The sequence below is a fragment of the Lentimicrobium sp. S6 genome (assembly GCF_013166635.1).
Taxonomy (GTDB): Bacteria; Bacteroidota; Bacteroidia; order Bacteroidales; family UBA12170; genus UBA12170.
Genome location: NZ_JABKBZ010000105.1, coordinates 1 through 12,804 on the forward strand (window position 1 = coordinate 1; position 12,804 = coordinate 12,804).

Genomic DNA, 12,804 nt, shown 5'->3' on the forward strand with positions numbered 1-12,804 from the left:
ATAACAGCTAATACTGAAGGCTCAGAAACACTATGAGGGCCAGATGTAGTTGTACATCCATTGGCATCCGTTACAGTTACACTAAAGTTTCCTCCAGATAATCCTGAAAGATCCTCTGTAGTTGCTCCATTGCTCCATAAGAAAGTATAGTTTGTAGTTCCACCAGAAACTGATAAATCAACAGCTCCATCTGCGTCACCATTACAGGTTACATCTAATACAGAGGTAGCAGAAGCTGATAAGGCATCAGGTTCATTTACCACATAAGGGCCACCTGTTTCAGTACATCCATTAGCATCTGTTACTGTTACGGTATAAGAACCACCTGATAAACTAGAAATATCTTGTGTAGTAGCTCCGTTACTCCAAGCATAGGTATAACTTGTAGTTCCTCCTGTTACTTCAATATCTACAATACCATTAGCATCGCCATTACAAGTAATATCTGTTGAAGATGTTAATGATATTGACAAAGCTGAAGCTGGTTCTGTAATTGTCCAAGAATCAGATGTACTACAACCATTGGCGTCAGTAACAGTAATTGTATATGGTCCTGCTATAACACTTGAAATATCTTCAGTTGTCGCTGCATTACTCCATAAATAAGTATAATCTGTGGTTCCTCCTGATGTGGTCACATCAATAGCACCTGTAGACTCACCGAAACATAATATATTTGTTTCAGTACCCATAACAGCTAATACTGAAGGCTCAGAAACACTATGAGGGCCAGATGTAGTTGTACATCCATTGGCATCCGTTACAGTTACACTAAAGTTTCCTCCAGATAATCCTGAAAGATCCTCTGTAGTTGCTCCATTGCTCCATAAGAAAGTATAGTTTGTAGTTCCACCAGAAACTGATAAATCAACAGCTCCATCTGCGTCACCATTACATGTTACATCTGAAGGAATAGCAGAAGCTGACAATACATCAGGCTCATTAATGGTAACTGTCTTGGTTGTATTACAACCATTGGCATCTTGAACTCTAACACGATATACTTCTCCATCTAAATTAGAGAAAGTATTAGTGCTTTGCCAAGCTTCGTCCCAAGTACCACTTTGAAGTTTGATGCGATATTCATAAGCACCTGTACCACCAGTAGCAGCAACAACAATCTCTCCATTGCCATTTCCATTACAATCTACATCAGTAGTTGTAAATGTGAAATCAATTGCTATTGGCTCATCAATTGTATAAGGTCCACCAGTAGTTGTACATCCATTCGCATCAGTAACTGTCACTGAATATGAACCTGCTGATAAACCAGATAGGTCTTCAGAAACATCACCAGTACTCCATGCGTAGGTATAAGCTTCAGTTCCACCAGCAAGGGTGATATCTATTTCACCATCGACTTCTCCAAAACAAGAAATATCTGTTTCTATAGCAGAAGTAATTTCCAATACATCAGGCTCATCAACAGCAACTGTTTTTGTAATAGTACATCCATTGGCATCTCTAACTCTAACGCGATAGCTCTCACTCACTAATCCTGAGAAAGTACTAGATGGTTGCCATGGCTGAGTCCAAGTGGTTTCGCTTTGAAGTTTAATACGATATTCATAAGCTACTGTACCACCTGTGGCACTAACTAAAATTTCGCCATTAGATAATCCATTACAAGAAACATCAGTAACAGTAGAAGTAAAGTCTAGCTCCACAGGTTCTGTCACAGTATATGTTCCAGAAGTAGTACAGCTATTATCATCAGTTACAATAACTGTATAATTTCCAGCTAATAAACCTGTAATACCTGCTGTGGTAGCTCCATTACTCCAAGAATAAGAATAATCTGAAGCTATAGTTCCGCCAGCACCAAGTGCAGTTAATGCACCATTGGCATTGCCATTACAATCTACCATGGTAGATGAAGATAAAGTCACACTAACAGCAGAAGCAGGTTCTGTAATTGTCCAAGAGTCACTCACTGAACAACCATTAGCATCTGTAACCAGGACAGAATATCCTCCAGCAGCTAAACCAGTAATATCAGCAGTAGTTTCTGAATTACTCCATAAGTATGTATAATCCGCAGTTCCACCAGAAGCAGAAACACTGATAGCTCCTGTAGATGCACCAAAACAAAGAACATTTGTTTGAGAATCATTTGAAACAGCAAGATCTAACGCTGGTTCTGAAACAGTTTCTGTACTCATTGATGACATACAGTCATTTCCATCTTTAACTTTGATGTCATAATCACCAGCAACTAATGTATTGAACACATTACTTGTTTGCCAACTTGAACCATCATCATTAGAATACATATAAGAAGAGTTTCCACCAGTAGCAGTTACTTCTATAGAACCTGTGGCATTACTTTTACAGTCAACATCAGTGATATCAACAGTGAAAGTAACCTCAGCTGGGTCAGTTAATGTTGCCGCATTACTAGTAACACTACAGCCATTATCATCTTCAACTAATACGGTATATGTTCCTTCTGAAAGACCTGTAAAGTCACCAGTAGCTTGTCCAGTACCTGCATCAGGCCCAGCGCTTATAGTATACTCTAAAGTACCTGTTCCTCCGGTAAATGTAAAATGAACTTCACCATCACTTCCTCCAAAGCAAGAAGGATCAACAGAGGGCCCAAAAGCACCAATAGAAATTTGTGTAGGCTGGTCAATATCGTGATCTCCATCACTTAATTCACAGTCATTGGCATCTTTAACCTTAATACCATAAGTCCCTGCAACTAATCCAGTAAATGAAGAAGAAGCTTGATATGAAGTTCCATCATCAATAGAATAAGATAAAGGAGCAGTTCCACCAGTTGCAGTAATTTCGATAGCACCTGTTGCGTCACCAAAACATCCAGTATTCGAAACATTAGTAACATCAACAAGACTTATCGTAATAACCGTAGGCTCATCGATTGTTACATCATTAGAAGCCCAAGTTGCGCTACAACTATTAGCATCTACTGCAGTAACCGTATAATCCGCAGCACTAAGACCAGAAAAGGTATTAGAAGGCTGAGAAGCTCCACCAATAGAATAACTATAATCAGTAGTTCCTCCAGTGGCAGTAATCACTATTTCGCCATCAGCACCACCATTACAACCAACATCTGTTGAAACAACATCTGTAATTTCAAAAAGTGCTGGTTCAGTAAGTACAATTGGATTGCTGGCATAGGTTAAAGAACAACCATTTGCATCAACTAAAGTTAAGTTATATGATCCATCATCTAAACCCGAGAAGTCTCCCGTAATATTAGAAATGTCTGCACCATTATTTATGGTATAAGTAATATCTCCTGTTCCACCTGTTGCAACAACCAAGATTGTTCCATCATTAGAGTCAAAACAAGTAGAATTACTAGGAGTCACAGTTGTAATACTGAGAGCAATTGGATTGTCAACAGTAATAATTGCAGTTGAAGAGCATGAGTTTGCATCTGTAACAACCACTGTATAATCACCACCCTCAAGGCCGCTTAGGTCTTCATCGGTAGAAGTAAAACCATTAGGACCAGTCCAGTCGTAATCGTAAGCACCAACACCATCAGTAGCAGTAATGTCAATGGCTCCATCAGTTAAATCGTTACAAGTAACGTGAGTTACAGATTCTCCGATTAGAATTTCATTGGCTTCATCAACTGTTAAAACAGCAGTAGTATAAGAGCATGAACCATTTGTGGCGGTGATGGTATAATCACCTGCTTCTAAATCGGTAAAATAACCATTAGTAGCTCCGGTAGTATTTACCGTAGGGCCTGAAATAGTATACGCATATGGAGGAGTACCCCCACTATGTGAAAAATCAGCTTCAAAATTTGCTTTACCATCAGCTGCACCAAAACAAGAGGCAGCTACAGTATATTCATTTTGAGAGTAGATGGCATCAATATTATACATACTTGCAGGATTGTTTACCCAAGCAATAACATCAACAGTATTGGCTTTATCCCTTACCAAGACATTATAAACAAGATTATCACCCAAACCAGTAAACAGGGCTGCATCTTGCCATGACACACCATTATCGATAGAGTACTCATAAGTACCACCACCTCCTGATGCTACAATATTGAATGAGCCATCCATATTGTCACATCCTGTTGGATGAGATTGAAACACATTGTCGATGGCTACATCGAAACCAATTGCATTTACAGAGTTCACAGAAAACATTAACAATAAGAAAAGACTAAGCCTCTTCAATACTGTGACCAGTTTCCCTCCAGAACCTCTGCCATCCGGCCAAAAAGGCGCGTCCAGCTTTGTTCTGTCGTTTTCATTCGTAAAGATTTTCATAAAAAACAGAATTTAATTAATAAATATAACATATTGATTAAGAACCACCTTAACCAATTCAATTCAATTATAATAGTTTTATTTCGAGATAGGGAGGACGATGCGTAACAAGGTTAATTAGGATTGAGTTTGATTTGATTTTGACATTTCTATTGTAAAAAAATCATTTCTATTAATTTTGGTTAGTACAAATGTAATAAATAGGATAGGAACGGAAGCTTTGATTATTCAAAACACACCATTCATTGGATAATCGTTCACAAAAACTTATTAAGCGTAAATATTAACTAGATTTTAACAGCTAACAAGCTAAATCACATATCAAATTACGTATTTTCAACAAACACCTACGTTTGATCATTTCATTAGCGAAAATCTAATTTACTCTGAGTATATAAAAGTATTCCAAAACCATATATAAATAAAGGCTTAGCCATCATATTAGTATTTTTGATCATTTGCAATCGATATTAATAATATACTTTTTTTTGACGAAAATCTAATTTTGACTTTTAAACTATACCCCATAGTGTATATCAAATGCTTATAAATAGAATCATTTTGCAAAATGTCAATAAAAATAGAAAAAAATGAAACATGTAGTTCAAATTCTTAAGTGAAAAAAATCATTCTCCTACTCCTCTAAAAATAAGCAATAATTGCTACCTTTGAAACTTCAAAAAAAAGACCTTATGATAACAATTTATCACAACTCCCGTTGTAAAAAGTCTAGAGCTGGTTTACAGTTCCTAAGTGACAAAACCTCTGATTTCGAGATTAAAGAGTATTTAAAAGAGGATGCTTTCACCATTGAAAGTTTAAATGACACCTTAAATCTTCTTGGGAAAAAACCCATGGAGATGATTAGAAAACAAGAGGATGTTTTCAAAAAAGAAATAAAGGGCAAAGAATTTAGCGATGAGCAATTAATTGAGCTCATGGTGAAAAATCCAAAGCTGATTCAACGACCTATTATTATAAAAGATGGGAAAGCCGTTTGGGGTGACCCTGCTGAGAATATTGAAGAATTATTTTAACAAACCATAAAATACAAGAAATGAAATATAGAATCGAAAAAGACACCATGGGTAATGTGGAAGTACCAGCTGAAAAATATTGGGGCGCACAAACTCAACGTTCAAAAATGAATTTCAAAATTGGTCCAGCCGCTAGTATGCCTCTAGAGATAGTACATGCTTTTGGATATTTAAAAAAAGCTGCCGCTATTAGCAATCATGCCTTGGGTGTTTTAGCTGAAGAAAAAAAGAATGCCATAGTGAAAGCTACAGATGAAATTATAGCTGGTAAACTTGACGACCAATTTCCATTAGTCATTTGGCAAACAGGATCTGGAACGCAATCTAATATGAATGTGAATGAGGTAGTTGCTAATCGTGCTCACGTACTTCTAGGAAATACATTAGGCGAAGGTAAAATGCTCATTCACCCCAACGACGACGTGAACAAATCACAATCCTCTAATGATACTTTCCCCACAGCCATGCATATTGCGGCTTACCAGATGATAGTGAAGACTACCATTCCTGGAATCAAGGTATTAAGAGATACTTTAGCAGCAAAATCAGAAGAATATAAGAATGTTGTAAAGACGGGTAGAACCCACCTGATGGATGCAACACCTCTTACTTTAGGGGATGAGTTTAGCGGTTATGTTTCTCAATTGGATCATGGAATAAAAGCACTTGAAGCTACACTTCCTCATATGGCTGAATTGGCTTTAGGTGGAACTGCAGTTGGAACTGGATTAAATACTCCTGCAGGCTATGCTCAAAAAGTAGCAGAAACTATTGCGGAATTAACTGGACTTCCTTTTGTTACTGCTGAAAATAAATTCGAAGCCCTTTCTGCTCACGATGCTATTGTTGAGACTTCTGGAGCTTTAAAAACGATTGCCGTAAGTCTAATGCATATTGGAAACAATATTCGCTTATTGGCTTCTGGCCCTCGTTGTTCTATAGCTGAAATTAAATTACCAGAAAACGAGCCAGGTTCTAGTATTATGCCTGGCAAAGTAAATCCAACACAAAACGAAGCCCTAACTATGGTTTGTGCTCAGGTGATTGGTAACGATGCTGCTATTACAGCAGGTGGAATGCAAGGTCATTTTCAGTTGAATGTTTTTAAACCAGTAATGATTGCCAACTTATTACAAGCGGGTAGATTGATTGGTGATGCTTGTGTTTCTTTTAACGAAAACTGCGCAGTAGGCATAGAAGCCAACCTTCCAGTTATTGAAAACAAATTAGAAAGCTCTTTAATGTTAGTGACTGCTCTAAATACTCATATTGGATATGAAAAAGCAGCTGCTATTGCTAAAAAAGCTCATAAAGAAGGTACTACATTAAGAGAAGCTACTTTAGCTTTAGGTTATTTAACTGATGCTGAATTTACTGAAATAGTTGACCCTAATAAAATGCTTGGCCATAGATAGTATTTCTCAAATAAAATATTGAAATGCGTTCTGGATATATTCTGGGACGCTTTTTTTTTGTGAATCCCGCATAGGTAAGTATGCTATCATAGCTACTTCTGGCCTAATGTTAGATTAATAATTCAGTTTTATCTTATAAATTCAAGCTTTTGAGTTGATATAGTATGATCAGTTTGTAATCGTATGAAATACAAACCAGAATTTAACTGTCTGCTTTCATTTAGAAGGGCCCATTTTAATTGATGATTTCCTGATAGCATTTCGCCATCATAAAGCGTCTTAATTAACTCCTATTGCAAATTATAATTCTTTGGTTGTTTCTACCATCTCCCAGATAGGTGGGTGTATCCCACCATCCTCACTCTGTGCGTTGTAATAGGTCCTACTAAGTAGGGCTCCGGCTTGTTCAATCTGTTCTCTCCAAGTTAAATGTGGTTTTTCATTTACATCTAAATCAATATCATAACCTTGCGAGGAATAACAAAGAGGCACAAAAGACACCAAGCAAAGAAAACACATAATCTTCTTTGTGGTTTTCGTGGCTACTTAGTGTCCCTTTGTGCAATAACTCAAACAAATACTCAAAGAAACAGCTTAGATGGAATTGCATTCCATCGTTAATACACCGATCGGAGCTCTAGAGTAAATGTATTACATACAGGGACGCGATCTCTAGCTCTCATCTCTTAAATCCTCCAAAAAAAGGAGATTCTATCAATAAAACACCAACTTTCAATTTTAATTACTTTAGGCACTTTAAGTACTCTAAATACTTTAACATACTTTAGACACTTTAAGTACATCCTCCTAGACAATTCCCCATAATTTCTTTTCTTTGCAGAAAAATAGCCAAATGTATTCTGTTAGCAATGTTTCTGTAGTTTTTTCGGGTAATGTATTATTCGAAGGAATCAACTTTTTAATCAACCCCGGTGATCGAATTGGATTGGTGGGTGATAATGGAAGTGGCAAGACTACTTTATTGAGAACCATTGCTGGTGAACAAGAATGCGAAACTGGAGAAATCATCATCCCAAATGATAAAAAGATTGGCTACCTTCCTCAGGAGGTTAAAAACATTTCTAAACTAACGGTGATTGAGGAAAGTCAGAAAGCTTTTGACGAAATCAATAAACTGAGCGATGAGATTGATAAATTGAACGAGAGTTTGATGAGTCGTGAAGATTACGAGAGTGCCGATTATATGAAAATCGTGGACAAGCTGACTTTAGCCAACGAGCATTTTCAAATTCTTGGAGGAGATAATAAAGAAGCTGAGATTGAGAAAATATTAAAAGGCTTGGGCTTTGTTCAAGACGACTTTGATCGCCCATTAAGCGAATTTAGTGGTGGATGGCGTATGAGGGTCGAAATCGCCAAGCTCTTACTTAGAAAACCCGATATCCTTTTACTAGATGAGCCGGTTAACCACCTCGACATTGAATCGATAGAATGGTTAGAGGATTTTTTAAAAACCTACCCTGGCGCTATTATTTTGGTGGCTCACGATAGAACATTCCTCGATAAGGTGACTTCTAGAACGATAGAAATTACCAAAGGAAAAGCCTACGACTATAAAATGTCGTATAGCAAATATGTGATTGAGCGTGAGGAGAGAATGGTGGGGGAAATAAATGCCTTTACCAATCAGCAAAAACAATTACAGCAAATTGAGCGCTTTATTGAGCGTTTTAGATATAAGAATACCAAGGCCAAACAAGTTAAATCCAAAATTAAAGAGCTGGATAGAATCGATAAAATCGAAGTAGATTCTATCGATCGCTCAGCTATTAATTTTAGTTTTCAAGAAGCACCTCCAAGTGGGAAAATTGTCATAGAAACCAACAATCTACAAAAATCATTCGGCGATAACGAAGTGCTGAAGGATTTGGATTTTGTGGCACTAAAAGGGGAAAAAATCGCCTTTGTTGGCAAGAATGGAATGGGGAAATCTACCCTCTCCAAAATCATAGTAAATGAGCTGGATTACGAAGGGGAGATGAAAATTGGTTATAATGTATTATTGGGATATTATGCCCAAAACCAAACCGATACTCTAGACCCTAAAAAAACAGTATTTGAAACTATTGATGATGTGGCTACTGGTGAAATTAGAAAACGCATACGCGATATCCTGGGTAGTTTTTTGTTTAGTGGTGAAGATATTGACAAGCCTGTGAAGGTGCTTAGTGGAGGGGAGAAATCGAGACTCGCTTTGGCTAAAATGCTCTTAACACCCTATAATTTACTAGTACTTGATGAACCTACCAATCACCTGGATTTAAAATCGAAAGACATCCTCAAAAATGCCCTGCTCAATTTCACGGGAACCTTGATAATCGTTTCTCACGATAGAGATTTCTTAGCAGGATTAACAGATAAAGTAATCGAGTTTAAGAAAGCCCATGTTAAAAATCATATTGGTGATGTGAGCGACTTTCTAGAGAAAAGAAGAATAGAAAAACTCGGCGACCTGAATAAAGGATTAAGTAGCGGAGGAGGCAAAAAACAAAAAGAGGATTCTCAAAATAAGATCAACTACCAGCAAAGAAAAGAAAATGAGAAAGAGCTTCGGAAAATCCAGAATAGAGTTAGTAAGCTAGAGGACGAGATAGCTAAGCTGGAAGGAGAAATTGAGAAGCAAGATGCTAAATTAGCTGCCCCTGACGAACACCCTGGATTGGTCTCTGATCCTGAATTCTTTAAAAATTATACGGATCTAAAAAAACAACTTCAGCAAAAAATGGAAGACTGGGAGACTGGCTTGGAGGAATTGGAGATTAAAGAAGAGGAATTGTCTTAATTTTTTGATAGCTCAAAAAATTAAGAATTATAAATCATTGATTCTTTATAGAAAACCAAAATCTAATCATTTTACACTTTTTCAAAAAAGTGTAGTAAAAACTACCGCTGTTGATTAAAGGCTACTCCGAAAATATATTTCCGGGAAAACAATAAACTCCTACTTTTAGAAACTTCCTATGGAAGATTTCTAACGAGCGTCGAACAGAATTGTTTTCTTTTCCTCCAACATATTTCCTCCGCTTAACACCTTTACTCAAAGGCGGTCATGGTCTTTCTTCGAAAGACTATAAACTTTGCGGAGTCTGAAAACTGTATTTTTAATATTACTCATTATGTAAAAGCTTCATTATTATTCACCATGATACGAAGTCCTTCTCCCTTGATTACTCAATAGAAGACAATAGTTGCTGCCTTTTTGTTCCCTTTATGTTAGGGTAATCAAAAAATTACCTTACACATAGTGGTTTCTTCAATCCTATATGTCAATCATTACCAAAACTTAGTTGGTATCATTCTATCAAAAGATAGAATCAAAACCATCCTTTCTTCCTTGACCAATTAAACATACTAGCTTTGCAGAAAAACGAGTAAGGAAAACAGGAAAAAGCTACCTTTGCAGCCTTATGAGTGCATTAAAAAGATTTTTGGGTCAAACGGCCATTTATGGATTAAGCAGTATCGTAGGTAGACTCCTCACCTACTTCTTGGTTCCATTATATACCTATAACCTTCCCACTGGTGAATACGGCATGGTTACCGAATTATTTAGCTATGTGGCCATTTTATTTGCATTACTCACCTATGGAATGGAAACTACTTTCTTTCGTTTTTCGGAAACGGAAAAAAACAAAGATCAAGTCATCTCTACTTCTTCCATTTCTTTATTGGTCAGCAGCCTAATTTTCTTAGCCTTATCTTGGACTTTTAGGACTCAAATAGCACAAAGCATAGGTTATGAGTCCCATCAACATTTTATCAATTGGTTTATTATCATCATTAGTTTTGATGCATTAAGTGCTATTCCATTTGCCTATTTACGTCAGAAAAACAAAGCTGTTCGTTTTGTTAGCCTAAAGCTCATCAATATATTTGTCAACTTAGGACTCAACTTGTTTTTTATTCTGTATTGTCCAAAGGTAATAGCTGAAGGTGAAAGCCATTTTTTATTCAGCTGGATTCATTCATTCTTCGAAGCCGATCATTTAGTTCAATATATTTTTATCTCTAATTTGGTAGCTAGTGGACTTACATTCGCGTTTCTGCTTCCTATTTACAAGTATGTAAAACTTGGTTTTAACACTGCCATTTGGAAAAAAATGATGCCCTATGCATTACCTATTTTAATGGTAAATATTGCAGGACTCATTCCTATTTCCTTGGATAAAATATTACTTCCTATCTTATATTCTGGTGGCAGAGAAGCTGGGATGCAGCAGTTAGGAATCTATGGTGCCAATGCAAAAATAGCAGTGATTATGCTGCTGTTTATTCAAACTTTTAGATATGCCGCCGATCCTTTCTTTTTTGCAGAAGCTAAAAATAAAGATGCCAAGCAAACTTATGCATTAGTCATGCATTGGTTTGTGATTTTTGGTTCTCTTATCTTCCTTGGAGCCATGTTCTTTATCGATATTATCCAATATTTTATTGGAAACGCTTATCGTGATGGAATTATGGTAGTGCCCATTCTTCTCATGGGGAATTTGATGTTAGGTATTTATTATAACCTAAGCTTTTGGTATAAACTCACCGACAAGACCATGTATGGTGCGTGGTTTAGTGTGATCGGAGCCATGGTTGCTATTGTCCTCAATTTTATATTAGTTCCTAAATATGGGATGCTTGGATCAGCTTGGTCGGTTTTTATCGCTTATCTTATTCCTGCCATCCTCTCTTATGTCATAGGACGAAAGCATTATCCTATTCCCTATAAGGTAAATTCTATGATTGCTTATCCTATTATTGTAGTTGCTTTGTATGTATTGAGTGCTCAACTGGAATGGAACCTTCTAGGCCGCATCATTATATTTATCCTGTTTAGCTTTGGGGTTTTGGTTTATGAGAACAAAGCTTTATTGAAGAAATACTTTAATAAGGCATAGCCTTTACTATATCAATTGTAAAATTGGTTTTGTTTCTAATTCCTACAATTCTTTAATAACAATTATATTAGATTTTTAAGATTTCTTAGTCGAAGCCAAAGCTTCTCCTTCAAAATGAAGAGGAGGAGAAATCTAATCTGTCTTCATTATTAAAGGAGATTTCTCCCTTGTTGCAGTCCGTCGAAATGACATTTATCTAAGGCTTAAGGGGGAGGCCAAGGGCGCACAAATCCAACTAATACTAAAGAAGTATTTTTGCGCCCTTTTGCTTGACACCTTATGATTCAGTGTCATTTCGACCGTAGGGAGAAATCTCATTCTATTTATAAGTATTCATCATCCACCCTGAAAATCATATCATTTAAGAAGTTCCAATCTGGATTGTTTTCGTTTATAAGGGCTTCTTTCTTTTTACGATTCCACTTTTTGATTTGCTTTTCTCTTGATATAGCTTCAGATGGTGTTTCATATTTTTCATAATGGCCAAGATATTTGCAATGGTACTTTTTGCTAAAACCTTCAATTAATCCTTTCGAATGCTCAGTAATCCTTCTCTTAATATCACTACTCATTCCTATATAGAGAACCGTTTTGTTAAGGTTGGTTATGATATAAACGAAATAGAACTTCATGATAATTTGTTTATATAAAGGTAAAAGATATTTTGGACTTCTCTTTTGCTTCCTTAAATCAAAATGAAAAGTCATTACCACTGCAGGAAGAAATCTCTTCATAATAATTACAGATTTCTCCTCCATTTCATTCCGTCGAAATGACAAGCTGTTTTGGTCTAGAAGAGGGCGCACAATCCCAACTAAAATTAAAGAGGTGTTTGTGCGCCCTTTTTTACACTACCCGATAATGTCATTTCGAAGGAGAAGCGTGCTTCGACTGAGAAATCCTTTCCCTTGTGTTATCCAAAAATGTCATTTTGACGAACCTAAGAGGAGGAGAAATCTAAAATAGCAGTCATTCTGAGAACTAATTAAAATGCGCCTTTAAATCCTATCAGTCTATAGCCAAGCTCCGCAGTATATAAGCCCTGAAGGGCATTAGCGTTAACTTAAGCTGTCTATTTTTTTAAGTTACAGATATACATATGATTACAAGACTATTTCTTTCTGACTTCTTTGTTTTTTACTCTTTTTAATACAAAGGTGTTTTTATCTTCAAGCAC

7 protein-coding genes are annotated in these 12,804 nt (G+C 36.5%); 4 read left to right on the plus strand and 3 right to left on the minus strand.

Annotated features, from left to right (window positions below; genetic code table 11):
• Window positions 1–4,268: SprB repeat-containing protein (locus tag HNS40_RS20510; RefSeq protein WP_172284480.1), on the minus strand; the 4,268-nt coding region annotated here is incomplete at its 3' end.
• A gap of 692 nt (window positions 4,269–4,960) precedes the next feature.
• On the opposite strand from HNS40_RS20510, the gene HNS40_RS20515 reads away from it, so the two are divergent.
• Together HNS40_RS20515 and fumC are read left to right on the plus strand one after the other, a co-directional pair.
• Entirely contained in the window at window positions 4,961–5,305 is a 345-nt protein-coding gene (locus tag HNS40_RS20515) for an arsenate reductase family protein (RefSeq protein WP_172284481.1), read from the plus strand.
• A 20-nt stretch (window positions 5,306–5,325) separates the two neighbouring features.
• The gene (gene fumC, locus HNS40_RS20520; RefSeq protein WP_172284482.1) at window positions 5,326–6,720 is read left to right on the plus strand and encodes a class II fumarate hydratase; all 1,395 of its coding nucleotides are present in this window, start codon (window positions 5,326–5,328) and stop codon (window positions 6,718–6,720) included.
• 300 nt (window positions 6,721–7,020) lie between these two features.
• Here fumC and HNS40_RS20525 read toward each other — a convergent pair whose 3' ends face one another.
• The gene (locus HNS40_RS20525) at window positions 7,021–7,239 is read right to left on the minus strand and encodes a hypothetical protein (RefSeq protein WP_172284483.1); all 219 of its coding nucleotides are present in this window, start codon (window positions 7,237–7,239) and stop codon (window positions 7,021–7,023) included.
• Window positions 7,240–7,573: 334 nt separating this feature from the next.
• On the opposite strand from HNS40_RS20525, the gene HNS40_RS20530 reads away from it, so the two are divergent.
• Both HNS40_RS20530 and HNS40_RS20535 read left to right on the plus strand, forming a co-directional pair.
• Complete coding sequence (locus HNS40_RS20530; RefSeq protein ID WP_172284484.1) at window positions 7,574–9,523, plus strand: ABC-F family ATP-binding cassette domain-containing protein; 1,950 nt, start codon at window positions 7,574–7,576, stop codon at window positions 9,521–9,523.
• Window positions 9,524–10,148: 625 nt separating this feature from the next.
• On the plus strand, window positions 10,149–11,627 hold the full coding sequence (locus tag HNS40_RS20535) for a polysaccharide biosynthesis C-terminal domain-containing protein (protein ID WP_172284485.1): 1,479 nt from the start codon (window positions 10,149–10,151) through the stop codon (window positions 11,625–11,627).
• Between the two features lie 323 nt (window positions 11,628–11,950).
• Here HNS40_RS20535 and HNS40_RS20540 read toward each other — a convergent pair whose 3' ends face one another.
• Window positions 11,951–12,361 carry a GIY-YIG nuclease family protein gene (locus tag HNS40_RS20540; RefSeq protein WP_253916454.1) on the minus strand — a complete coding sequence of 137 codons (411 nt, stop codon included), beginning with the start codon at window positions 12,359–12,361 and terminating at the stop codon, window positions 11,951–11,953.
• Window positions 12,362–12,804: the final 443 nt, after the last annotated feature.